At 72.3% G+C, this 21901-nt stretch carries 34 protein-coding genes; 19 read left to right on the plus strand and 15 right to left on the minus strand.

The genetic code is table 11. The features are described 5' to 3' along the window. Positions 1 to 23 precede the first annotated feature (23 nt). The 5 genes from ACFVNO_RS08360 to ACFVNO_RS08380 all read left to right on the plus strand — a co-directional run bounded on the left by ACFVNO_RS08360 (position 24) and on the right by ACFVNO_RS08380 (position 2280). Entirely contained in the window at positions 24 to 374 is a 351-nt protein-coding gene (locus tag ACFVNO_RS08360; protein WP_378890624.1) for a hypothetical protein, read from the plus strand. Continuing rightward, entirely contained in the window at positions 371 to 598 is a 228-nt protein-coding gene (locus ACFVNO_RS08365; protein WP_378890627.1) for a hypothetical protein, read from the plus strand. The genes ACFVNO_RS08360 and ACFVNO_RS08365 overlap by 4 nt, the downstream gene beginning before the upstream one ends. Next, on the plus strand, positions 591 to 905 hold the full coding sequence (locus tag ACFVNO_RS08370; protein ID WP_378890630.1) for a hypothetical protein: 315 nt from the start codon (positions 591 to 593) through the stop codon (positions 903 to 905). Before ACFVNO_RS08365 ends, ACFVNO_RS08370 begins: the two co-directional genes overlap by 8 nt. Positions 906 to 987: 82 nt before the next feature. After that, on the plus strand, positions 988 to 1284 hold the full coding sequence (locus tag ACFVNO_RS08375) for a hypothetical protein (RefSeq protein ID WP_378890633.1): 297 nt from the start codon (positions 988 to 990) through the stop codon (positions 1282 to 1284). Between the two features lie 3 nt (positions 1285 to 1287). Next, entirely contained in the window at positions 1288 to 2280 is a 993-nt protein-coding gene (locus ACFVNO_RS08380) for an N-acetylmuramoyl-L-alanine amidase (RefSeq protein WP_378890636.1), read from the plus strand. A 60-nt stretch (positions 2281 to 2340) separates the two neighbouring features. On the opposite strand, the gene ACFVNO_RS08385 is transcribed toward ACFVNO_RS08380, so the two are convergent. The 3 genes from ACFVNO_RS08385 to ACFVNO_RS08395 all read right to left on the minus strand — a co-directional run bounded on the left by ACFVNO_RS08385 (position 2341) and on the right by ACFVNO_RS08395 (position 3658). After that, the gene (locus ACFVNO_RS08385) at positions 2341 to 2613 is read right to left on the minus strand and encodes a hypothetical protein (RefSeq protein WP_378890639.1); all 273 of its coding nucleotides are present in this window, start codon (positions 2611 to 2613) and stop codon (positions 2341 to 2343) included. A 68-nt stretch (positions 2614 to 2681) separates the two neighbouring features. Next, positions 2682 to 3185, minus strand: coding sequence for a hypothetical protein (locus ACFVNO_RS08390; protein WP_378890642.1), 504 nt, complete (start codon positions 3183 to 3185; stop codon positions 2682 to 2684). Positions 3186 to 3241: 56 nt separating this feature from the next. Then, positions 3242 to 3658: a hypothetical protein gene (locus tag ACFVNO_RS08395; RefSeq protein WP_378890645.1), complete on the minus strand. Its 417-nt coding sequence runs from the start codon at positions 3656 to 3658 to the stop codon at positions 3242 to 3244. A gap of 153 nt (positions 3659 to 3811) precedes the next feature. Here ACFVNO_RS08395 and ACFVNO_RS08400 point away from each other — a divergent pair, with 153 nt between their 5' ends. The 7 genes from ACFVNO_RS08400 to ACFVNO_RS08430 all read left to right on the plus strand — a co-directional run bounded on the left by ACFVNO_RS08400 (position 3812) and on the right by ACFVNO_RS08430 (position 7398). Further along, positions 3812 to 4300 (plus strand): SWIM zinc finger family protein, encoded by a 489-nt coding sequence (locus ACFVNO_RS08400; RefSeq protein WP_378890648.1) that lies wholly within the window; start codon positions 3812 to 3814, stop codon positions 4298 to 4300. A 154-nt stretch (positions 4301 to 4454) separates the two neighbouring features. Then, positions 4455 to 5456 (plus strand): DUF932 domain-containing protein, encoded by a 1002-nt coding sequence (locus ACFVNO_RS08405; RefSeq protein WP_378890651.1) that lies wholly within the window; start codon positions 4455 to 4457, stop codon positions 5454 to 5456. Between the two features lie 47 nt (positions 5457 to 5503). Continuing rightward, positions 5504 to 5932: a hypothetical protein gene (locus ACFVNO_RS08410; protein ID WP_378890654.1), complete on the plus strand. Its 429-nt coding sequence runs from the start codon at positions 5504 to 5506 to the stop codon at positions 5930 to 5932. Beyond that, on the plus strand, positions 5932 to 6222 hold the full coding sequence (locus tag ACFVNO_RS08415; RefSeq protein WP_378890658.1) for a hypothetical protein: 291 nt from the start codon (positions 5932 to 5934) through the stop codon (positions 6220 to 6222). The genes ACFVNO_RS08410 and ACFVNO_RS08415 overlap by 1 nt, the downstream gene beginning before the upstream one ends. Before the next feature lie 2 nt (positions 6223 to 6224). Continuing rightward, the gene (locus ACFVNO_RS08420; protein ID WP_378890661.1) at positions 6225 to 6473 is read left to right on the plus strand and encodes a hypothetical protein; all 249 of its coding nucleotides are present in this window, start codon (positions 6225 to 6227) and stop codon (positions 6471 to 6473) included. Positions 6474 to 6680: 207 nt separating this feature from the next. Continuing rightward, on the plus strand, positions 6681 to 6872 hold the full coding sequence (locus ACFVNO_RS08425; protein WP_378890664.1) for a hypothetical protein: 192 nt from the start codon (positions 6681 to 6683) through the stop codon (positions 6870 to 6872). A gap of 229 nt (positions 6873 to 7101) precedes the next feature. Further along, the gene (locus tag ACFVNO_RS08430) at positions 7102 to 7398 is read left to right on the plus strand and encodes a hypothetical protein (RefSeq protein WP_378890667.1); all 297 of its coding nucleotides are present in this window, start codon (positions 7102 to 7104) and stop codon (positions 7396 to 7398) included. Between the two features lie 23 nt (positions 7399 to 7421). Here ACFVNO_RS08430 and ACFVNO_RS08435 read toward each other — a convergent pair whose 3' ends face one another. The 6 genes from ACFVNO_RS08435 to ACFVNO_RS08460 form a co-directional block, all read right to left on the minus strand. Continuing rightward, the gene (locus ACFVNO_RS08435; protein ID WP_378890670.1) at positions 7422 to 8033 is read right to left on the minus strand and encodes a hypothetical protein; all 612 of its coding nucleotides are present in this window, start codon (positions 8031 to 8033) and stop codon (positions 7422 to 7424) included. Further along, the gene (locus ACFVNO_RS08440) at positions 8030 to 8500 is read right to left on the minus strand and encodes a hypothetical protein (RefSeq protein WP_378890673.1); all 471 of its coding nucleotides are present in this window, start codon (positions 8498 to 8500) and stop codon (positions 8030 to 8032) included. Before ACFVNO_RS08440 ends, ACFVNO_RS08435 begins: the two co-directional genes overlap by 4 nt. A 147-nt stretch (positions 8501 to 8647) precedes the next feature. Beyond that, positions 8648 to 9784 (minus strand): DUF2637 domain-containing protein, encoded by a 1137-nt coding sequence (locus tag ACFVNO_RS08445; protein ID WP_378890676.1) that lies wholly within the window; start codon positions 9782 to 9784, stop codon positions 8648 to 8650. A gap of 538 nt (positions 9785 to 10322) precedes the next feature. Continuing rightward, entirely contained in the window at positions 10323 to 10607 is a 285-nt protein-coding gene (locus tag ACFVNO_RS08450; protein ID WP_378890679.1) for a hypothetical protein, read from the minus strand. Positions 10608 to 10612: 5 nt separating this feature from the next. After that, the gene (locus tag ACFVNO_RS08455; RefSeq protein WP_378890682.1) at positions 10613 to 10873 is read right to left on the minus strand and encodes a hypothetical protein; all 261 of its coding nucleotides are present in this window, start codon (positions 10871 to 10873) and stop codon (positions 10613 to 10615) included. Continuing rightward, positions 10870 to 11043 carry a hypothetical protein gene (locus ACFVNO_RS08460; protein WP_378890685.1) on the minus strand — a complete coding sequence of 58 codons (174 nt, stop codon included), beginning with the start codon at positions 11041 to 11043 and terminating at the stop codon, positions 10870 to 10872. The genes ACFVNO_RS08455 and ACFVNO_RS08460 overlap by 4 nt, the downstream gene beginning before the upstream one ends. Before the next feature lie 229 nt (positions 11044 to 11272). On the opposite strand from ACFVNO_RS08460, the gene ACFVNO_RS08465 reads away from it, so the two are divergent. From ACFVNO_RS08465 to ACFVNO_RS08475, 3 genes are all read left to right on the plus strand, one after another. Next, positions 11273 to 12124 carry a helix-turn-helix domain-containing protein gene (locus ACFVNO_RS08465; RefSeq protein ID WP_378890688.1) on the plus strand — a complete coding sequence of 284 codons (852 nt, stop codon included), beginning with the start codon at positions 11273 to 11275 and terminating at the stop codon, positions 12122 to 12124. 9 nt (positions 12125 to 12133) lie between these two features. After that, positions 12134 to 12319 (plus strand): DUF397 domain-containing protein, encoded by a 186-nt coding sequence (locus ACFVNO_RS08470; protein ID WP_378890691.1) that lies wholly within the window; start codon positions 12134 to 12136, stop codon positions 12317 to 12319. Positions 12320 to 12580: 261 nt separating this feature from the next. Further along, positions 12581 to 13129 (plus strand): TetR family transcriptional regulator C-terminal domain-containing protein, encoded by a 549-nt coding sequence (locus tag ACFVNO_RS08475; RefSeq protein ID WP_355269349.1) that lies wholly within the window; start codon positions 12581 to 12583, stop codon positions 13127 to 13129. 9 nt (positions 13130 to 13138) lie between these two features. Here ACFVNO_RS08475 and ACFVNO_RS08480 read toward each other — a convergent pair whose 3' ends face one another. From ACFVNO_RS08480 to ACFVNO_RS08495, 4 genes are all read right to left on the minus strand, one after another. Continuing rightward, positions 13139 to 14050 carry a carbohydrate ABC transporter permease gene (locus tag ACFVNO_RS08480; protein WP_355269351.1) on the minus strand — a complete coding sequence of 304 codons (912 nt, stop codon included), beginning with the start codon at positions 14048 to 14050 and terminating at the stop codon, positions 13139 to 13141. Next, positions 14047 to 14895, minus strand: a complete 849-nt coding sequence (locus ACFVNO_RS08485) for a sugar ABC transporter permease (RefSeq protein WP_355269424.1) — start codon at positions 14893 to 14895, stop codon at positions 14047 to 14049. The genes ACFVNO_RS08480 and ACFVNO_RS08485 overlap by 4 nt, the downstream gene beginning before the upstream one ends. Before the next feature lie 165 nt (positions 14896 to 15060). Beyond that, a complete protein-coding gene (locus tag ACFVNO_RS08490; RefSeq protein ID WP_355269353.1) occupies positions 15061 to 16371 on the minus strand; it encodes an ABC transporter substrate-binding protein in 1311 nt (436 codons plus the stop codon). Positions 16372 to 16579: 208 nt separating this feature from the next. Continuing rightward, positions 16580 to 17002: a VOC family protein gene (locus ACFVNO_RS08495; RefSeq protein WP_355269355.1), complete on the minus strand. Its 423-nt coding sequence runs from the start codon at positions 17000 to 17002 to the stop codon at positions 16580 to 16582. Between the two features lie 99 nt (positions 17003 to 17101). Here ACFVNO_RS08495 and ACFVNO_RS08500 point away from each other — a divergent pair, with 99 nt between their 5' ends. The 4 genes from ACFVNO_RS08500 to ACFVNO_RS08515 all read left to right on the plus strand — a co-directional run bounded on the left by ACFVNO_RS08500 (position 17102) and on the right by ACFVNO_RS08515 (position 20354). Continuing rightward, the gene (locus ACFVNO_RS08500) at positions 17102 to 18100 is read left to right on the plus strand and encodes a helix-turn-helix transcriptional regulator (protein ID WP_378890698.1); all 999 of its coding nucleotides are present in this window, start codon (positions 17102 to 17104) and stop codon (positions 18098 to 18100) included. 115 nt (positions 18101 to 18215) lie between these two features. Continuing rightward, positions 18216 to 18923 (plus strand): helix-turn-helix domain-containing protein, encoded by a 708-nt coding sequence (locus ACFVNO_RS08505; RefSeq protein ID WP_355269359.1) that lies wholly within the window; start codon positions 18216 to 18218, stop codon positions 18921 to 18923. A gap of 50 nt (positions 18924 to 18973) precedes the next feature. Then, positions 18974 to 19792, plus strand: a complete 819-nt coding sequence (locus ACFVNO_RS08510) for an alpha/beta hydrolase (protein WP_355269361.1) — start codon at positions 18974 to 18976, stop codon at positions 19790 to 19792. A gap of 1 nt (position 19793) precedes the next feature. After that, on the plus strand, positions 19794 to 20354 hold the full coding sequence (locus ACFVNO_RS08515) for a dihydrofolate reductase family protein (protein ID WP_355269363.1): 561 nt from the start codon (positions 19794 to 19796) through the stop codon (positions 20352 to 20354). 25 nt (positions 20355 to 20379) lie between these two features. Here ACFVNO_RS08515 and map read toward each other — a convergent pair whose 3' ends face one another. Both map and ACFVNO_RS08525 read right to left on the minus strand, forming a co-directional pair. Then, positions 20380 to 21156, minus strand: a complete 777-nt coding sequence (gene map / locus ACFVNO_RS08520) for a type I methionyl aminopeptidase (protein ID WP_355269365.1) — start codon at positions 21154 to 21156, stop codon at positions 20380 to 20382. Positions 21157 to 21239: 83 nt separating this feature from the next. Then, entirely contained in the window at positions 21240 to 21743 is a 504-nt protein-coding gene (locus tag ACFVNO_RS08525) for a pyridoxamine 5'-phosphate oxidase family protein (RefSeq protein WP_355269367.1), read from the minus strand. Between the last annotated feature and the right edge of the window lie 158 nt (positions 21744 to 21901).

Below are 21901 nucleotides of genomic sequence, written 5' to 3' on the forward strand. Positions count from 1 at the left end.
CGGCCCCGGCAGAAGGGGCCGCGGTGCGGGCGGCGCGTGACCTCGCGGCCGTGGACCCCACCATGACGAGCCTGCTCGGCCTCATCCCGTGGGCGGACGTCGGCATCGCGGGCGCCCTGCTCGCCGTCGTCGTGTACGGGCTGTACCTGCTCGCGACCGGCCGCCTCATCCCCGCGGCCACCCACGAGCGGATCGTCGCCGGACGCGACGAACAGCTCAAGCAGATGCGGGAGCTGTACGAGTCCGAGCGCAAGCGCGCCGACCTGTACGCCACCCAGGCCGCGGCCGGCACCGAGGCCGCCCGCACCGCCGCGGCGAGCCTGGATGCCCTGCGCACCATCGTCGAGACGCCCGAGGAGGGCGATGTCCGATGAGGCTCCGACTCCCACGCCTGTGCCGACGCCGCCGGACCCCCGACCCTCCCCTGTCCCCGGAGGAGCTGGCGGCGATGCGCGACGCCACCGAGGCCGACCTGGCCGAGGCCGAGGCGCGCGACCCGGAGGCGCGGGAGGTCGTAGCCCGACACCGGCGCCTGAGGGAGGAGAACCACTTCGGCGACCTGTTCCTGTACTTCCTGGAGGGAGGCCGTGATGCCTGACCTGTACCAGGCGGGCACGTGGGTGGCGGTGCTGTCCGCACTGCTCACCTGGGGGTTCCTGCTCGACTACCTGCTCGGAGCCCCCTGGTACCGCTCCAGCGGCGGCCGGCTGTTCGTCGCCGGACTGGCCGTACTGACCATCACCCTCACCCTCGTCGTTGCCCGCAACCTCGGCGGCGACTTCCCCGGACACGAGGCCGCCCGCCTCGTCATCTTCGTCGCCGCCGCGGTCACCATCGCGACGGCCTGGATCGTGCACCGGCGCGTCCGCTGCCGGGCGCGCGACCCCCACGATCACGGCGCCTGAGCGCCGCCGAGCCCCGCCCCAGCGCGGGGCTTCTTCACGTCCGGGCCAGCCCCGGGCGACCCGCCTCTGAGGAGAGACCACCATGTCCCTGTCCACCGTCCTGGCCACGATCCGCGAGCACCTGCGACCCACCAAGGAGCCCCTCGCCTACCTGGCGTTCCTCGTCGCCGTGGGGTTCGTCGGCTACGAGATGCTCGTCAACGGCCAGTCCTTCACCGGCGTGTTCGGCGAGCACTACGTCGAGGGCATCGTCGGCGTCCTGGTGACCCTGCTCGGCCGGGCCAGCGTGTACTCGCCCCGCACCGTCAAGGCCGCCGACACGGCGTTCCTCGACGTGCACCTCGGCGACGAGATGGTCGCCGACGACGAGCAGGGCTGACCGATGAAGCTCATCACCCGCAAGATGTGGGGCGGCCCGGCGAGCATCGGCAGCTACGCCAATCCCACCAAGGGGTGCGTGGCCCATTACAACGGCGGCGCCATCGGACTCATCGGCAAGCCCCACCTCGCGTGCTACGACTACGTCCGCAGGGTCCACCGGCAGCATCTCAACCAGGGCTGGGCCGGAGGCGGATACTCGGCGCTCGCCTGCCCGCACGGGTACGTGTTCGAGATGCGCGGACTCGACCGGCAGCAGGCGGCGCAGCCCGGCGGCAACAGCACCTGGTACTCCATCCAGATGATGGTCGGCGGCAACGAGAAGCCCACGCCCGAGATGATCCAGGCGTGGCGGGACTACCGCACCTACATCCGGCAGCGGCGCGCGGTAGCCTCCGCGATCCGCGGCCACTACCAGTTCATCTCGACGTCCTGCCCGGGGACGCCGACGAAGCGGCTCATCGCCGACGGCACCCTGGCCGGCGCCGGGTCGGGCACGCCCGCCCCCGGCGGCGGGAGCGGAGGCGGGGGCACAGTCCCGCACATGACCAGCGTCCGGCCGGTCAGAGACCAGCAGGAGGCCGTCAACGACCTCGGGTACACGCCCCGCCTGGAGGTCGACGGGAAGTTCGGCAAGCTCACCCTCGCCGGAGTCGAGTGGCTCCAGGAAGAGCTGGGCGTCACCGTCGACGGCCTGTGGGGCAAGGTCACCGAGGCCGCGTACCTGAAGCGCACCGGCGGCGCTGAACCGTACCCGTTGCCCGCGGGGCACTGGTACGGGCCCGAGTCCGTCGACCCGCGGAACCACTCCGGGTTCTGGGAGCGGGACCGGCCCGCGATCCGCAAGATCCAGGACAAGGTCGGCGTGAAGAAGGACGGCCGGTACGGGCCGAAGACGAAGGACGGTGTCGCCGCGTGGCAGCGCCGCGCCGGGTTCACCGGCCGCGACGTCGACGGGCTCACCGGCCCGAAGACCTGGAGGAAGATGTTCGGCTGACGCCCGGACAGCACCGAGGCCCGGCATCCCGTGTGGGGTGCCGGGCCTCTTTCGCATGCCTCAGGAGCGATGTTCCTCAAGCAAAGCGCGCCCCTTCTCGGTCAACCCGCCGAAGCTCAGAATCCCAGGGTCCGGCAGCTGGTCTACTTCGATCGGGTAGACGTGAAGAATGGCCCTCTCGAAGTGCTTGAGGTCTTCCATGGCCTCCTTGAAGGCCCCGTCGTTCTCCACGCCGAGGGCTTCGGCGGCCGTCTGTCCAGATACAGTTCCGCCCCCGGCCTCCTCGATATAGGCAAGGGCGCGAACCTGAAGATCGGTGAGTTCACCATTCATGCACCGAATCTAAGCCTGACCTGGCCTGATCACAGAAAGCCACGCCGCCATCGATCGGGGGTGACCGTTCAGAACTCGACCTCGACCACTTCCTGTGCGTCCTCCAGGGAGAAGGTCACCGTGGCGGAGGTCTGCTCGAAGTCCGCGCCACCGCCTTCACCGTAGGTCACTCCTGCGATCTCGGTGGCGGTGACCTCCAGCTCGTAGAAGTCGGACTCCGGCGCCGTGACGTTGGCGGCCATGGTGCATTCGTAGGGCTCGGTGCTGTGCACCTGGCCGAGCTGTGCGGGCTCGCCGCCGGCCTCAGCCTCACCGGGCAGGACACTCTCCAGGGTGCCGGTGGCGATGATGTCGCCGGAGCCATCGCGGAGCACGTACTCCGGGTTGCGCCAGACGCAGTACTCGTCGTCGTGGTTCTGGCCGATGGATCCGTCGTCGGTGACCAGCTCGACGGTGATGGCCTGTTCGGCCGGGGTGGGTTCGGCGCCGTCGGCTCCGGGGGCCTCGGTGGTGCCGCAGGAGGTGAGCGCGGCAACGAGGAGGAGCAACGTGACGGTGTGCACTCGCTTCATGGGGGATCTCTCTCGGAGTCGAGGCGCCGGAGCGGGTGGCGCGAGTGGTGTCGGGGTCAGGCGTCCATGCCCGTGGCGATCACGTCGTTCAGTTTCCGGTGCAGGTCGGGCAGCTCCGCGTAGGTGGGCTCCAGCATGTGCACGGTGGTCAGGCCCTGCTCGTGGGCGTAGGCCAGGCTCGGCGCGGTCCGGATGCCGGTGATCACCACGGTGTCGCCGTCGCGTGTGACCTGAGTGGTCCACCCGTCGCCGATCTCGCCGGTGCCGTTGCGGATCCACCAGTCCCACGCCAGGTCGACGCAGGCGAGCAGGTGGTGCAGGTGCTTGATGGGCAGGGCCACGCCGTCGGGTCGGACGGTGAACCGGCCGGGGCCGTCGCCTTCGGGGATGTCGTCGGACAGGTACGCGGACTCGCTGCGGCACTCGACGCCCCACCCGCCCATGGCGGGGCTCGGTTCCTGGATGGCTCCCATGGCGACCTTTCTACACGACGGCCCGCACGGGCCGCGGGGGGTTCAGGAAACACGAAACTTAGACACGCTCAACGTGGTTAATGTCGGCACATCCGGGTACACTTAAACATAGACACGGTGAACGTGTCAAGGATTTACAAGGAGGTCGCCCCCATGACTCGGACCGCGCGGATCACCTGGACCACCGACCAGAAGTCCCGGGCCCTGCTGCTGGTGGACCGGGGCAACATCCACCCCATCCACGAGGACGTGTACTCGGTGCTGTCCACGGACGGTGAGACCAGCTACATGACCACCCCCGACCTGTGCACCTGCCCGGCCTACGTGCTCGGTGAGGGGCTGCGCTGCTACCACCGGCTCGCGGTCATCCTGACCCGCAACCTGGCCACCAAGGCCGCCCCCGCCGAGCCCGTCACCGAGGCCTACGCCCGCGAGGCGGACGGCGTGGCCTTCACCGTGACCCTCACGCCGGTCCCGCCCGGCGGCTGGCAGGAGCGGCACTACTTCACCGACGGCGCCACGCGCACACTGGTCGCCTCCCGCCGCATCCCCACCAGCGCCGTTCCCGCCACGCGGCAGCGGCTCGAAGCGCAGGGCTACCGCCGGGCCTACGACTCCGCGACCGCAGGCGCGGAGGCCTGAGAGCCGGTCCCGCGCGCCGCCCGTCCCGGCGCGCGGGACCCAAAACCTAGCCACGCTGATCGTGGCAAATGTCGGCACAACCGCATATACTAAACATAGACACGGTGACCGTGTCAAGGTTTCTGTTCCACCCTCACGAGAGGTCGCACCCACCATGGCCCACCAGCTGGAGAGGTTCTCCGACGGCTCCACCTCCTTCGTCTCCGCCCGCGTCGACGCCTGGCACCGGCTCGGCACCGTCCTCCCCGACACCTTCAGCGGCGCGACCGCGCTGCGCACCGCCCGACTCGACCGCTGGAACGTCCACACCACCCCGCTCCAGATCACCGAGGGCGGCACCACCCTGGCCGTCCCCGACGCCTACGCCACCGTCCGCACCCACCCCGAGACCGGCCTCCCCGACGTCCTCGGCGTCGTCGGCGACCGCTACCGCCCCGTGCAGAACGAGGAGCTGACCGACGTCCTCGAAGCGATCATCGACCAGTCCGGCGCGCACTTCGAGACCGCCGGGTCCCTGCGGGGCGGCCGCGAGATCTTCGTGACCATGCGCCTGCCCGAGACCATGCGCGTCGGCGGGACCGACGAACTCGACCTGTACGTGGCCGCCCTGAACGCCCACGACGGGTCCGCCGCGATGCGCCTGATCGTCTCCCCGGTCCGCATCGTGTGCGCCAACACGCAGGCCGCCGCCCTGCGGGACGCCCGGTCGGTGTACTCCATCCGCCACACCTCCGGCGCCACCACCAAGATCGCCGAAGCCCGACAGGCCTTGGGGATGACCTTCACCTACCTGGAGGGGTTCCAGACCGAGGCCGAGCGCATGATCGACCAGACCCTGACCGACGGGCGGTTCATGGACATCCTCCGCGCCGAGGTCTGGCCCGAGCCCACCGACCCGACCGACCGCCAGACCGCCAACCGCCGGGCCATCCTCGCCGAGGCCGAGCGGCTGTTCACCGAGGCCCCCACGCAGGCCGCCATCCGGGGCACCGCGTGGGCCGGATACCAGAGCGTCGTGGAGTACCTGGACCACTACGCGCCCGTCCGCAACGGCCGCGTGACCGCCGAGGTCGCACGCGCCGAGCGCACCCTCATCCAGCCCCGCGTCATCGGCCTGAAGCACCAGGCCTTCGACGCCTTCCGTCTCGCCGCCTGACACCTGCGGGCCCCGGCTCCGGCCGGGGCCCCGGAAAGGGGATCCCGATGTCCGACTCCGACTGGGCGGGCGCCTCCGACGAGGACTTCGCCGCCATGATGCGCGCGTGGGCGCAGCGCGAGGCCGCCGAGCACGCCCGCGCCCTGCCCCGCAAGCGCCTGACGTCCACCGCGTTCCGCCACGACCTGCGCCGCGCCGAACGGGGCGAGTGCCCGCACGCCCTCATCGGGTCCACGCGCTACCGGCTGGAGGAGCTGGTCCGGGCCGCCGGTCACGACCACCTCGCCGAGGCCGCCCTCGCCGTCCTGGACCTGCACTCCCCGACCGAGTCGGGCCAGTGCAGCGGGTGCCGCACCCCGCAGTCCGGGCAGGCCTACCTGTGGCCGTGCCCCACCACCCAGCTCCTGTTCCTCCAGATCCCGGGCGGTGAGGCCGTGGACATCCACGCCGCCGAACTGCGAGAGGAGCCGTGGTGATGGCCGTCCACATCGCCTACCCCGAGCGCCGCGTCCTGCTGCTCGACGCCGAGCTGGCGGACCGGTTCGTCGACACCTGGTCGGACTCCGACCTCGTCGGCGAGATCGGCCCCCAGCTGTCCTGCTCCGAGGCCGAGGACCTCGCATCGCTCCTCACCGTCTGCGGTGCGCCCGAGACCGCCGGGGGCTGGCTGAGGTCTCACGCCCGCAGCGACACCGACCCGGACGACCTGCACGTCCACCTTCGGCAGGCCGGGCTCGACGAGTTCGGCTCGCGAGAGGAGAGCTGAGGATGAGCACGGCACGCGAGCGCGAGCGCATGGTCGAGCTGGCGCTCAACGAGTGGGGGACCGTCGCGGAGATCCTGGCCGAGACCGGCGAGGTCTGGCCCAACATCGACTTCTCCCACCGGCGGCACGGCCTCGCCCTGGCGATGGAGCGCGTCAAGGCGCTCACCGAGGCCTGCGCGGTGATCGGCGCCCACGAGGCCGCCAACATCGGAGACGTCGCCACACTCTACGACCGCACACGCGGTTCGTAGACTGGACTCCCCCGTGCGGTAGTGCGACCTCCCGCGCGAGGGGACAGACGCCCCGGGGATCGGGTGTGACAACCCCCCGGGGCGTCGCCGCGTCCGGGCGCGGACGCGGGGCGTCGGCGGAGGGGTAACCCGCCCTCGTTCCTCGGGCGGGTTGCGCGCGCCCTTGTCCCGGGATGACGCGACCTTGTCACACCCTAGGAGGTCGCTATGAACACCAACGAGATCCTGTCCGCCCTGCTCCGCACCTACGCGACGGGGCGGGCCCTTGGGTTGGCGCCGGAGATGGCCATCGACGCCGCCATGCTGGCCGCCTGCCACGAGGCCCGCGCCATCACCGTCCCGGACACCCTGGCCGCCCTCTTCGAGGACGACCAGGACCGGGACGGCGAGTCCCAGTAGGGCGACGAAGAAGGCCCCCGGCTGACGCCGGGGGCCTTTTCGTGTTCGCCCCACCGGGACCGCGCGGGCCTCGTGGCAGGCTCCGGAAGGCCCGCCCCGTCGCTGGTGCGGGCGGGCGGGATCTCGCCGGTGTTCGCGACCTCCTGCGGGCGCGCCTGCGGCACGCTATCCCGGTCCTGCGGCCGCGCGCGTCTTCCGACGCGCACCGTCCGCGTGTAACATACGCACGGTGAATGTGCCTACGTATTTGCAGCTCTCCGAGCTGCCCGCCTACCTGGCCGAGCACCACCAGATCACCGGCCGCGACGGCGGACCGCTCACCGCGGCCACTGTGGAGGGCTACCACCGTCACGCCGCCAAGCGGCGCCGTGACGGCGCGCCGCGCCCCGGCGACTTCCCGCCGCCCGACCAAGTCTTCGGGCGCTCCCCGGTGTGGGAGCCCGAGACCATCGACAAGTGGGCTCGGGCCCGGCCGGGGAAGGGCGCCGGCGGAGGACGGCCGCGGAAGGCCGGCCCCGAAGCCTGATTCCCTTCCTGTCGAGGCGTTCGCTAATGCAGATACCTGGGATCGCCGATGGCGCTCGGGTCGAAGTCGACGGGAACACGAGCGCGCCAGTGCCCGGCGTCCTGATCGTCGAGTCCGCAGGGGCACGACCAGGGGTCAAGCCCAGAGTCGCCGCTAACGGCGTCGTTGGGCCAGAACTTCACCGACAGCTCGACGATCTTGATGGGATCGCCGGGCGAGATGCTCCCGAGGAAGTACCGTTCCTCTCGGCCCGTTCGCATCGTGAAAGCCCCGCTGAGCCACATGGTGCTGTTCAACGTGTGCCCGGTGACAGAGACGCGGTAGTCGCGTGGTGGCGCCTCCCCGGCTTCGAGAGTGATGAGGGCTTGGACCATGTACCGGCCCGGACGGTTCGGATCCTCCACAGTGTCGGTCTGCACACGCCCCGGCACACGTGGCCGCAGGTAGTCGTGGTACTGGTCGAGCCCAAGGCGGGCCATGCGGCGACTGTCGGCCGCGGAACTCTCGGAAGATGCGGCGGAACGCTCGGAGGCTTCCGCAGACCGCCGGGCCTCCAGCCACATGAGCACGTTCGCGATGATGGACACGAGCGCCACGGCGACGGCTGCGGTCGCGATGATCTGGTCGCCGGTCATGGGCAGACGTGCTCCTTCATCGCGTTGATGAGCTGTTCCGCCTGCGCGGCGTCGATCGTGGCGGTGCCGCCGGACATGCGCTGCACCACGCGGTCGGTCAGCTCGGCGCCCTCCAGGCCGTCGTGGATGTCCTGGCACGTGTTCACCGTGCGCCCAGCCTGGCGGTCGATCAGGTCCTCGTCGGCGACGAACGCGGGCTCGACCGCGCGGACGGCCTCAACGTGGGCCTCGGCCTTGGCGGCTTCCTCCCACTCGTCCCACAGGGCGGACTGCTCGGCCAGGTCTGCGGCCGCCTCGGTGTCGATCTCCGAGGCCTCCTCCTCCGGGCTCGGGGTGGCCGGCGCCTCCGCGGCCGGTTCAACGGGGGCGGGGTCGACGTCATCGAGCATCCCGGTGGCGTTCATGATCCCGGCGATGACCACGAGGACGCCAAGGATGCTGAGGCCGATGATCCACTTCTTCGACATGGGGGGACTCCGATCACGAGCTGGTGATCGGAGCATAGAGGTGGCCGGCCGCCCGCGGGGAAGAAACGGGCGACCGGCCGGACCCGGCCACGCGGGCCGGGGGTCCGCGGCCACTGGGTCGGGCGCGCTGCCCGGTGGCCGCGGGGTCTACACGGCGGCCAGGCGGGGCTGGCCGGACAGCTCGCGCTTGGCCGCGGACAGGAGGCGGCGCGCGGTCCGCTCGGACACCTCGCCGAGGTCGCGCTCGGCCAGGAGGCCGACGATGTCCGCGCCCGTGGCCGTGGCCACGCGGTCATCGCCCGCGTCGGGGTCGGTCAGCCACTCCATGACCGCGTCCTCGCGCGCGGCCACCAGGGCCGCGGTGGCCGTGGCCTTGGCCGCCCGGGGCTTCGGCGCGGCCGCCCGCTCCTTCGTGGCCGCGGCCGCCGGGTCGGCCACGGGGGTGCGGGCGAGCAGCTCGGCCACGGTCACCAGGCGGCCGCAGATGACCGGCCGGTCGTCGACGGCCGGGACGGTCACCTCGGCCACGGGGATGAAGGACCCGCAGATCTCGGGCCGGTCCGGCGCGGCCAGGTGCGCGGTCAGCGTGTCCGCGGCCACGAGCCGCCCGCCGCAGATGGCCGGGCGCGCGGCCATGGCCGCGTCCTGCTCGGCGGCCGCGGCAGCGACCGCGGCCCGCTGGGCGGACACGCGCCCCATGGCCGCCGCCACGGTCACGACCGCGCCGCACACCCGCGGCCGCGCGGCCAGGCGGCGGCGCTCCTCCTCGACGGCGGCCATGGCCGCCCGCCGCTGGCCGTCCACGCGGGCGGTGACCGCGGCCACCGGGATCGGCCGCGCGCAGATGACCGCGCGGCCGTCGCGGCCGTGGCCGTGCGGGCCGATCTTCACCGCGGCCATCGCGAGCTGGTAGGCCAGCTCGGCGGCCACGGGCACCCACAGGCTGACGACGATGCCCATCCACCCGTGGTCGAGGCCGTGGTGGATGTTCGCGCCCGTCGTGGCCAGGATGCCGACGATGAGCGCGATCTTGGCCATGGCCGGCGGCTGGTGGCCGCGGCCGCGAGCGTGCCCGATGGCGGCGATGGAGAGCACGACCAGGGCGTCCACTGTGGCAGCAATGACCGCGGCCTCCCAGGCGGCCGCCCCGGCCGCAGCGGCGAACTTCCTGATGTGCCCGTAGCTGACGACCACCAGCCCGACCGCGATGGCCAGGCTCCCGGTGATCGTCGCGTAGTAGGGCAGGGACGACGGGGCGTCCTCAGGGCCGTGTATCTTCTTCATGGCTTCTTCCTGCGTCCTTGGTGGTCCTGGAAGAGGTCGGCCCGGCCGGGTGTTCACGCACCCGGCCGGGCCTTCTTCGTGTGGGGCGGCGGCCCGCGCGATTGCAGATCATGGCTCCCGATCAGCCCGGAGCCATCGCGCGGGCACTTATCCGGCTGCCCGGCCGCCGTGGTGGGGCCCGCGCGCCCGGCACGGAGGGGTCGCCGAAGTTCCGAGCGCGCGGGGCTCATGGAGGGGCCGCCGGCTCCAGATCCGGCGGCCCCTGGTGGGTAGGGCCATCACGGGGACCCAACCCAGGTGTCCGGCTCGCAGAGACCGGACGGTGGTGGTCCTCCTCGCCCCCACGAAGAGGAGGACCGCGGATCGCACCTCGGTGCGATGGTTCAGAGGGCGGAGCGCCCAGGGGGACGCCCCGCCCTGCCCGACACACCATGCCGGTCGGGCTGCGGCGCCTGCCCTCCCCAGGTGTCGGCCACAGGGTGGGGCGCCGCGGTCTGGATCCCGCCCGCCCGGCCGAGGGGGTCCGGACGGGCGGGGGTCAGTCGCCGACGGCCCAGCCCAGGCCCGGCAGGTCCTTCCCGATCCCGCGCATGCGCGAGACCTCGGGCCGGGGCGGTTCGGGGGCGTCGAGGTCCTCGCGGCGGACGAGCAGGGACCACATGCCTTGGGTGTCGTCCGCTTCCAGGCGCTCGTGCGGGTCGCCGGGGCCGGTCCACCCGACGGGGCGGTAGGCGACGATCTTGGCGACGCCGTCGTCGTCGGTCTCGGTGGTGAGCGTCCACCTGCCCTGGAGCAGGGCGGTAAGGGCGTCCTCGATACCCATGGCGGTCACCACCGCTCCCGCTCGCGGCCGGGGCTGCACAGCGGGCTGTGCCACAGGATCGGCGTGCGGCGCGGGTCGAGGGTGGCGGTGCGGGTGACGCGCATCTGGCGGCCGGAGACGGCCGCGTACATCATGCGCCCCTCCAGGGACGGGCCCGCGTAGTCGACCTCGACGCCGCGGGCGGCGGCCCACGCGCGGAGGTCGGCGAGCGGCAGCTCGTGGACCTCGAACACGAGGCCCTGCGGGATCTCGTCGCGCTTCGTCATCGCAGCCCCCTCGCGGTGAGCAGGCGGACGACGGCCAGCGCCAGGGGGGCGAGGTCACCCGCGGGGTGGGTGACGTAGGTGCGGGGGCGCCCCGCGGTGCGGGGCCGGCGCCAGCGCGCCGGGGGGCGGTGCTCGGCGAGATACGCCGAACAGCTGGGCAGGTATCGCACGGGGCGACCTCCTGGGGGTGAGGGTGCCGGGTGGGTGGCCCGGCTCGCTTTCAGGTGTCTCCATAGTGCCCCCGAGTGACCAAAATTTGCAATGCCATCTTTAAATGGATGCGAGAATCTTCCCTGACATGCCGCTGCGACGTGGAGGTTGCACGAAATGCCAGATTCGGGCAGGGCAGCCATAGGATCGGGTCGCCGACCGACAAAGGCCCCGAGGAGCGACCCTGACGTGAGCAGCCCAACCTTGCGACGCAAGCGGCTCGCGCGTCAGCTACGGGACATCAGGGAGCAGCGGGGGTACACGGCCGAGGAGATCGCCGCCGAGGCCAAGCGGCGGAGCGGCAAGCCGCGCGGCTGGTCGCTGTCGAAGCTCATCCGCATGGAGAAAGCGGATTGGAAGCGCCTCGCCCTGGACGACCTGGAACTGCTGCTCGACATCTACGAGATCACCGACCCGCACGAGCGCCAGGACCTGCTGACCCTGGCCCGGGAGGGCAACCAGCGCGGGTGGTGGGCGAGCTTCGGCGACGCGCTCGGGTCCGGCCAGTTCGTGGGCCTGGAGTCCGAGGCCAGCCGGATCCGCACCTACCAGTGCATGACCATCCCCGGCCTGCTCCAGACACCCGAGTACGCCCGCGCGATGATCGCCACGCGCGGCATGGCCGATGAGACGGAGCTGAACCTGCGGGTCCAGGCCCGCATGTTCCGGAAGTCGATCTTCAACACCGAGCCCGTCCCGACCCTGTGGGCGATCATCGACGAGGCCGCCCTGGCCCGCATCCCGCGTGAGCTGAACAGCCAGCTGGAGTACCTCGTCGAGGCGAGCCTGAAACCGAACATCGGCATCCAGGTCCTGCCACTGAGTCACGGCCTGCACGCCGCCATGACCGGGCAGATGGTCCTCCTGGAGTTCCCCGCCCCTGACCCGCCGGTGGTCTACATCGAGGTCCTCAGCGAGGAGCTGTACCTCGAAAAACCGCATCAGGTCACGCATTACCAACACCTATACGATCATGTACAGGCAGCGGCCTTGCCCGTAGACCAGTCACGGGACTACATCCGGGGCCTGCTGGACCGATAGGAAGCACCCATGCCTGAGACAACCCACCTCAAGTTCCGCAAGAGCAGCTACAGCGGCCCGACCACGCAGGACTGCGTCGAGGTCGCTGACACCCCTGGCGCCAACGCCGTCCGGGACAGCCAGAACCCGGAGCAGGGGCACCTGCTGTTCCCCTCGTCCGAGTGGAGCGCGTTCCTGGCGGACGTGCGCCGGTAACCATGGCAACGAGACGGGCCCTCAGCCGAAGCTGAGGGCCCGTTCGTGCTTTGCCTGAAAGCAACCCAGGAACACTGTACCCCCGTTCGATGACCCCGACCAGAGGCCGACCGACCGTGGCGCCCCGGCGTTCTCCCTGATAGTGCGACCGTCGGGCCCTGTTTTCACGGACCCACTATGGGTCGGACAGCGTTCCCGGTATCCTGGTGTTCCCGCAGGCCGGACAGCGTTCGATGCGTTCACTACGTTTATAGTTCCCCCATGTCGGAGACTCGCGAACGCGCCCTGGACGCCGCCATCACCCTGCTCGGCACGGGCGGCGTGCACGCCCTCACCCACGGCCGGGTGGACGCCGCGGCGGGCCTGCCCAGGGGGTCGTCCTCCAACCACTTCCGCACCCGCGACGCGCTCGTCACCGCCGTCGTGGAACGGCTGGAGGAGCTGGACCGGCGCGACTGGGCGGCGATGGACCTGCCCGGGGAGCCGACGCTCGACCTCTTCCTGGACGCCGTCACCCGGTTCATCGAGGCCTCGGTGACCACCGACCGGGTCCGCACCGTCGCCCGTTACGCGCTGTCGGTGGAGGCCACCCACGACCCCCGGATCGCCGCCGCCCTGTCCCGGGGCGCGGCCCTCATCCAGGAGTGGGGCGCGCGCGTCCTCGCCGACCTGGGCGCGGCCGACCCGCAGGCGGCGATGCGCACCCTGATGGCCTACGCCGACGGGCTCATCCTGCGCGGGGTCACCCGCCCCGGGGTCGTCGAGCCCCGGGAGCGGATGGCCGCCGTGGTCCGCGCCTGCCTGGAGTGACCCCGGCGCTCAGCCCTTGACCGCGCCGGAGGTCAGCCCGGCCACGATCCGGCGCTGGAGCACCAGCGCGAAGAGGATCAGGGGGACCGAGACCAACACCGACGCCGCCATGACCTGGCCGATCGGGTTCTCGTACCCGACGCGCTGGAAGGTGCCGATGAACACCGGGACCGTCTGCACGTTGAGGTCGCGGGGCGCGAACGAGAACGCCAGCAGGAACTCGTTGGTGGCGTACACGAAGGTCAGGATCGACGCGGCGCCCACCCCGGGCGCCGCCAGCGGCGCCACCACCCGCCAGAACGCCTGGAACGGCGTGGCCCCGTCCACCTTCGCCGACTCCTCGACCTCGCGCGGGATGCCCGCGAAGAACGTGGCCAGGATGAAGATGGACAGCGGCAGGGTCAGCGCCACGTACGGGATCACCATGCCCGCGTAGCTGTTGAGCAGGTTGACCCCGGTCAGCGACTGGAGCTCCAGGTACATCTGGTACAGCGGGTTGACCAGCGCCACCGGCGGGAAGAGGGTCGCCACCAGGGTGACGGCCAGCAGCACGAACCTCCCGCGCAGCGGCAGCCGGGCCAGGGCGTAGCCCGCCAGCGCCGCCACCGGGATGCAGATGACCGTGGTCAGCGCCGCCACGATCAGCGAGTTGCGCAGCGCGAACTGGAACCCCAGGTCGAAGACCTGGCCGTAGTTGTCCAGGCTGAACGGCCCGTGCAGGATGTTGGGGTCGGTGAGCGCCACCGACCCGGTGCGCAGGCTGGTCATCGCCATCCACAGGAACGGGAACAGGCACCACAGCAGCACCACCGCGAGGCCCAGCAGCTTGAGCGCGTTGACCAGGGCCGGCGGTGTCCCCCGCCGTGTCCGGTGCGCCTCGCGCACCGCCTCGCGGGCCCGGTCCTGCTCCGAGATCGTCACCGCTTCACCTCCCGTGCCGTGTCGCCGACCATGTGCCGCCCCATCCGGGAGATGAACGCGAGGCCGACCAGCATGACGATCACGAAGGTGACGGTGGACAGCGCGCTCGCGTACCCGAGGCGGGGCTCGGCGACGAGGAAGCGCTGCGCGTACACCGACAGTGTCGCCAGCGAGTTGGAGTACCCGGCGAACACGTACGCGAAGTCGAACATGCGCAGCGCGTCCACCGTGCGGAACAGCAGCGCCACCACGATCGCGGGGCGCAGCAGCGGCAGCGTGACGGACCGGAAGCGCTGGAGCACCCCGGCGCCGTCCATCTTGGCCGCCTCGTAGTAGTCCTTGGGGATCGTCTGGAGCCCGGCCAGCAGCAGCAGGGCCACGAACGGCGCGGTCTTCCACACGTCCGCGGCGATGATGCCGACCATGGACCACGCCGGGTCGCGCAGCCAGTTGACGTCGGTGCCGAGCACCGCGTTCACGAACCCCGGGTTGTGGTCGAACATGTACCGCCACACCTGGGCGGCGACGGCGGTGGGGATCACCCACGGCACCAGGATCACCGCCCGGGTGAGGCCGCGGCCGACGAACGCCTGGTGCATGATCAGCGCGAAGCCCAGTCCGATCACGAACTCCAGTGTCACCGAGGCCACGGTGAAGACCAGGGTGTTGAGCGCCGCGTTGTAGAAGCCGGGGTCGGTGAGGGCCCGCGCGTAGTTGCCGAACCCCGTGAAGTCCTGGTTGAAGCCCCGGATCTCGTAGAGGCTCATCAGGACGGCGTAGAAGACCGGGAAGAGCGCGATGACGGCCATGAAGGCGAACGAGGGGGCCAGGAAGATCCTCCCCATGGCCCGTTCGCCCAGGCCGTGGCCCGGGTTCCGGCGGGGCCCCCGGCCGCCGCCCCGGGAGGTCCGGCCTCCCCCGCTTCCTCCGTCCCCGCCCCCGCGCGGCCGGGGCACCCGGCCCGTGCGGTCCTGCGCCGTGTGTCCGCTGCTCTGTCGTGTCGCCATGTCCTACTCCTGCCGGAGGGCGTCGTCCGCGGCGCGTTCCACGGCCTCCAGGGCGGGCCCGGGATCGGCCTGGCCCAGGAAGGCGGGGTGGAGCTCGTCCTGGATCGCCAGGGAGAGCGAGTTGTACCCCGGGACCGGGGGCCGGGCGTGCGCCGCGGCCAGGATGTCGCCGAGCATCCGGAAGTTCGGGTCCTCCGAGTCCTCGTAGACCGACTCCATGGTGGGCGGCAGGCTGTTCTCGGCCAGCAGGGCCTGGGCCCCGGGGTCGGTGGCCGCCCACAGGACGAACTCGCGGGCCACCTCCTTCTCGTCGCTGAGAGTGCTCACGGCGTTGTTGAGCCCGCCCAGGGCGCTGGTGGTGCCCTCGCCGTCGAAGGTCGGCAGCGGGGCCACGGCGAAGTCGTCCGCGACCGCGCTCTCCTCTCCGGCCTCGCCCGACAGCAGCGGCACGGCGTAGGGCCAGTTGCGCATGTACACCGCCTCACCGGCCTGGAACAGGGCCCGGGCGTCGTCCTCCACCATGGAGTCGTAGCCCTCGGCGTAGAAGCCGGTGGCGTGGGCCCGGGTCATGAAGTCCAGGGCGGTGGAGGCGGCGTCGCCCTCCAGGAAGGTGCTCCGGGTCTGCCCTTCGTCGAACAGCTCGCCCCCCGCGGCCCAGAACAGCTCCAGGTAGCTGACGACGAACCCCTCGTAGCGGTCCCCCTGGCCGACGAAGCCGGAGATCCCCGCCTCCTCGGCGGCCTCCGTCCCGGTCTCGTACAGCTCCTCCCAGGTCCGGGGCGGCTCGTCGATGAGGTCGGTGCGGTAGTAGAGGAAGGCCCCGTTGGAGGAGTACGGGAGGGCGAAGAGCTCCTGTCGCCACTGGGCGGTGTCGACGGCGCCGGGCAGGCTCACCCCCTCGACCTCCGGGCGCAGGTCCTCCAGGCTCTCGATGTAGCCGAAGTCGGCGAACTCGCCCGTCCAGATCACGTCGAGCCCCAGGACGTCGAACTGCCCCGCCCGGCTCTGGAGGTCCTGGAACATGGCCTGGCGCTGCTCGTCGGCGGTGGGCGCCAGGAAGAAGACCTCCACCTGGCGGTCGGGGTGGGTCTCGTTCCACAGGGCGGCGACCTGCTCGTGGGCGGCCCGGTCGGCGCCGGTGACGGCCCAGACGATCCGGGGGTCGTCCGCCAGGCCGGCCCCTCCGCCCTCCTGCCCCGGCGGCGCGCCGCACCCGGACGACAGGACCATCAGCAGGGCGGCGGCTCCGGCCGCGAGCGGACGCGCGGCCCGCGTCCGGCGCCCCCGCGGTCCGCGGCCCGGCAGGAAGAACATGGGCCTCTCCTTCCACTCCCGGTGACGGTACGCGTTCGGTCGAGCGTGTTCTGGAGTCATCTCCCCGGAAACGGCACGGAAACATCCTCGCGCGCGGTGTGGAAAAGCGAGGGCAAGTCTTCGCACGGGGTTCGGACGGAAAAGGCGGCCCGCGGGACGGCGGTGGCGGCGGGCCGCGGACCCGGTCCCCGACCGGGCCCGCGGTGTGTCAGGCGCCGTGGGCCGCGGGGACGTCCAGGACCCAGGTCAGGCCGAAGCGGTCCCGGAGCATGCCGTAGGCCCGCGCCCACGCGGACTCCCCCAGGGGCTGCACGACGGCGGCGCCCTCGCTCAGCTTCTCCCAGTACCCGGCGACCTCCTCGACCGAGTCGCCGCGCACCGACACGAAGTAGGGCCGCTCCCCCGGGCTCCACGGGGTGTGCCCTGGCACGTCGTAGGCCATCAGGCGGAAGCCCGCGGGGGACTCCACCTGCCCCCACATGACCTGGTCGGCCTCGGCCTCGTCGGTGACACCGCCGGCGTCCCGGTAGGTGGTCACGGCGAGGTCGCCGCCGAACACGTCCCGGTAGAACTCCAGCGCCGCGCGGGCGTCGCCCCGGAAGTTGGCATGGGTCGTCGTGGTGATGGACATGGTCGCTCCCTTGTTCCGGGCCGCCGTCCGGCGGCCCCGCGGACAAGGTCGCAGGGGAAGCGGACAGGGGGTGGCCTCTTCCCCCGGCAGGATCAGGGCGTGCAGAAGACCTCCGTGCGGCTGCTGAAGCTGCTCTCGCTCCTCCAGGTCCGCCGGGACTGGCCGGGCCCCCTGCTGGCCGAGCGGCTGGACGTCAGCCCGCGCACCGTGCGCCGCGACGTCGACAGGCTGCGCGAGCTCGGCTACCCCGTGGCGTCCGCCAAGGGCCCCGACGGCGGCTACCGGCTGGACGCGGGCGCCGATCGGCCCCCGCCGATGTTCGACGACGGGCAGGCGACCGTCCTGGCCCTGGCGCTGCGGCTGGCGGCGGCCGACCCCGAGGGCTCCGACCTGGCGGAGGACGCGGTGCGCGCCCTGCACACCGTCCGCGGTCTCGTGCCCGCCCGGCTGCGCCGCCGGATCGACACCCTGGACGCCTCGGCGGCCGAGGACCCCGGGTCCCGGCCGCCGGTCGGCGGCGGCGTCTTGGCCGCGCTGGGCTCGGCCGTGCACGCCCGCGAGGTGCTGCGCTTCGACTACGCCGCACCGGGTCGGGACGACGGTCCCCTCGGGCCCCCGCCGCGCCGGGTGGAGCCCCACCACCTGGTGGCCCGGGGCGGGCGCTGGTACCTGTTGGCCTGGGACCTGGACCGCGGCGACTGGCGCACCTTCCGGGCGGACCGCATCACACCACGCCCGCCCACCGGTCCCCGGTTCTCCCCGCGCGAGCCGCCGGGCGGGGACGCCGCGGCCTTCGTCGCCGCCCGGTTCCGGGGCGCGGACGGGACGGGCGTCCCGCCCTGCCGCGGCGAGGTGCTCCTCGACCTGCCCGCGGCCGCGGCGGCCCCCTACATCGGCGACGGCACCGTCGAGGAGGCGGGCCCGGACCGGTGCCGGCTCGTCCTGTACTCGTGGTCGTGGACGGGCCTGGCCGCGGCGGTCGGCCGGTTCGACGCCGGGTTCGAGGTCGTCGGTCCGGACGAACTGGCGGACGCCTGCGCCCGCCTGGCCGACCGCTGCACGGCGGCCACCCGCCGGAGAGCGGGCGGCGCCCTCTGAACCACGCAGCGCCCCCGCGCCGCCGGACCGTCCAGGGGCGGATCCCCGGTCGCCGGTGGCCCCGTGTCGGTGCCCGCGGCGATGATGGCACCACGGACCGGACCCGGAGGAGACCATGGCGATCGAGAGCCTGCACAGGATGTCGGACTCGCCCCACGTGGCGTGCGTCTGGCGGGGGCGGGCGTCGGGGTTCGAGGCCATGACCTCGGTCGCGACGTCCACCTGGGAGCTCGTGTTCTGGGAGGAGGGGGGCCGCGGGCACGCGGCCGTCCGCGGGCCCGAGACCGCCGCGTCCAGCGTGGAGCTGGCGGGCGACTCGGAGTCGCTGGGCATCACCTTCGCGCACGGGACCGTGCTGCCGCACCTGCCGCGGCTGGTCGACTCGGCCGTGGAGAGCCCGCACGTCACAGAGCGCACGTTCGTGCTGGGCGGCCGGGAGTGGGAGGTCCCGGGCTTCGACGACGCCGAGGCCCTGGTGGCACGGCTGGCGCGGGCGGGGGTGATCTCCCGCGACCCCCTCGTGGACGAGGTGGTCTGGGGCGGGATCGCACGGGTGGGGACCCGGTCGGTGCAGCGGCGCGTCGCGGCCGCCACCGGGCTCACCCAGGGGGCGATCCGGCAGATCGAACGCGCCCGGGAGGCGGCGCTGCTCCTCGGCGAGGGCACCGCGCCGCTGGACGTGGTGCACCGGCTGGGCTACTACGACCAGCCGCACCTGGCCCGCTCGCTCCAGCGGTTCATCGGGCGGACGGCCACCCAGTTGCAGGAGGGGCGGGGGACGATGTCGCTTCTGTACAAGACCGGGCCCCCGGCCGGTTCCTAGTCTGGGGTCACAGCGGTGGGAGGCCACCGCGGACGACAGAAGGGCTGGACATGTCCGAGGGAACGGTCACCTCCGCCGACGGCACCGTCATCGCGTACAGCGCGTGGGGCGAGGGCGATCCGATCGTCATCATCGACGGGGCGACCGCGCACCGCGCGACGACCCCGGAGAACGCGGCGGTCGCGGAGCTGCTCGCCGACGGCTTCAGGGTGGTCAACCACGACCGGCGCGGCCGGGGCGCCAGCGGCGACACCGCGCCGTACACGGTGGAGCGCGAGTTCGAGGACCTGGCGGCGGTGATCGACAGGGAGGGCGGCGGGCGGCCCGTGACGGTGTTCGGCTGGTCCTCGGGCGGGCACCTGGCGCTCAACGCGGCGCAGGCGGGCGTGCCCGTCGCGCGGCTGGTGCTGTTCGAGCCGCCGGTCGTCGTCGACGACTCCCGACCGCCGCTGCCGGACGACTACGTCGAGCGGCTCGACGCGGCCGTGGCCGCCGGACGGCCGGGGGACGCGGTGGAGCTGTTCATGACGGCGGCCGTGGGGATGCCGCCGGAGTTCCTCGGCGACGTGCGCGGGAGCGAGATGTGGCCCGGGTTGGAGGCGATCGCGCACACGATCGCCTACGACGGCCGCAACCTCGGCGACACCATGTCCGGCCGGCCGCTGCGCGCCGACCTGTGGGACGGGGTCGACGTCCCGGTGCTGGTCCTGCACGGCGACCGGACCTGGCCCTTCCTCGCCGCGGGCGCGCGGGCGGTCGCCGGGCACCTGCCGACCGCCACCCTCCAGGTGGTGCCGGGCGAGAACCACAGCGCCGCGCCGGAGGTGCTCGCGCCCGTGCTGCGGGCGTTCGCCGGGAAGGAGGGCTGACATGGGACGGCTCGTGGTGACCGAGTTCGTCTCGCTGGACGGTGTCGCCGAGGCGCCGGGCGGCGAGGACTTCAGGTACCCGAACTGGAGCTTCGAGGTGGACCGCGGGGAGGGGGAGAAGTTCAAGGAGGACGAGGCGTTCGGGGCGCGGGCGCTGCTGCTGGGGCGCCGGACCTACGAGGGGTTCGCGTCCGCCTGGCCCGAGTACGAGGGGGCGCTCGCGGACAAGTACAACGGGATGCCCAAGTACGTCGTCTCGAACACGCTCACCGAGCCGCGGTGGAACAACACGACGGTGCTCTCGGGGGACCTCGTATCGGAGGTGACGGCGCTGAAGGAGGAGGTGGACGGCGAGATCTCCGTCCCGGGCAGCCTCTCCCTGGTGCGGGGCCTGGTCGGGCACGACCTCGTGGACGAGATCCGGCTCATGACCTTCCCCCTCCTCCTGGGGCACGGCCGCAGGCTGTTCGGCGAGACCGCCGACAAGTCGGCCTGGAGGCTCGCCGAGGCGACGGTCTACGGGGACGGCGTGCTGGTGACGGTCCACCGCCGCGCCCGCTGACCCGCTCGGGCGCGGCGGCCGGTCCTCACCCGCGCGCCGACCGGGTGAGGACCTCGGCCCCGTCCTCGGTGATGGCGACCGTGTGCTCGCTGTGCGCCGTCCGGCAGCCCGTCGCGCTCCGCAGCGTCCACCCGTCGGCGTCGGTGACGAGCCGGTCGGTGTCCTGCATGACCCACGGCTCCAGCGCCAGCATCAGGCCGGGGCGCAGCTTGTACCCGGTGCCGCGCCGCCCGGTGTTGGGGACGTGCGGGTCCTGGTGCATGGTCGAGCCGATGCCGTGGCCGCCGAACTCGGTGTTGATCGGGTATCCGGCCTCCCGGAGGACCGAGCCGATGGCGTGGGAGATGTCGCCGATGCGGGCCCCGGGCCCGGCGACGGCGATCCCCGCCTCCAGCGCGCGCTCGGTCGCGTCGATCAGCGCGACGCTCTCCGGGGGCCGCGACTCGCCCACGATGAAGCTGATGGCGGCGTCGGCGGCGACGCCGTCCACGGAGACGGCCAGGTCCAGGGACAGCAGGTCGCCGTCGGCGAGGGCGTAGTCGTGGGGCCGCCCGTGGAGCACGGCGTCGTTGACGCCCGTGCAGATGTAGTGGCCGAACGGCCCGCGCCCGAAGGAGGGCGCGTAGTCGACGTAGCAGGACTGCGCCCCGGCCTCGAGGATCATCTCCCGGGCCCACCGGTCGATGTCCAGGAGGTTCGTGCCGACCTCGCAGCGGCTCCGCAGCGTCCGCAGGATGTCCCCGACCAGGGCGCCGGTGACTCCGGCCCGGGCCAGCTCGGTGGGGTTGAGGATCTCGATCATGGGGCGCCCTTCCCGCGTCTCAAATAACTATACCGGCCATACTATACCGCTCCACGGGTTCGAGGGTCCTCGCGCCGCCGTTCTCAGGCCGATCCGCTCCGGCGTTCGTCCCGCCGCCTCACCAGCTCCTCGACCGCGCTGGGCAGGGTCGTCTCGAAGTCGATGAGCTTGGCCCAGGTGGGGGTGATGACGATCCGCACCATGCCGTCGTAGAGCGAGCGGACCTCGGCCTCCCACTCGACGCGCTGCTCGGGCGTCATCTCGTAGGTGCCGTTCATCCGGAGGTACTCCTCCGGGATGCCGTCGACCTCGTCCAGTTCGGCGCGCCCGCGGAGGAGCAGGATCCTGGGCGGGTGGACCTCGGTGTCGATGGTCAGGGCGACCATGGGGTTCACCCGCAGCGAGCGCAGCTTCGGGGCGTTCTTCGTGGTGCACAGGACGATCTCGGAGCCGTTCCAGGTGAACGCGATCGGGATGCTGCGCGGCGTGCCGTCCGTGGCGACGTAGGCCAGGCGCGTGATGTCGCGGGCCAGCAGCTCCCGGCTGACGGGTCGGTCCAGGATCTCGGCGATCTCGTTCGGTCGCATGACGGTCACCCCTTCGTCGGTGTCCCCACTCCTACCCGGGGACGGAGCCCCCGCCCCTTCCCGACACCCGAACCGCACACCACCGAGATCCCCCGACGCCCCACCACAGCGGGCCACCTCGAAGAAACCCCCGCGGGCACAGCCCGCACACGATGCAA

Source organism: Nocardiopsis sp. NPDC057823 (genome assembly GCF_042797335.1).
GTDB lineage: Bacteria > Actinomycetota > Actinomycetes > Streptosporangiales > Streptosporangiaceae > Nocardiopsis > Nocardiopsis changdeensis.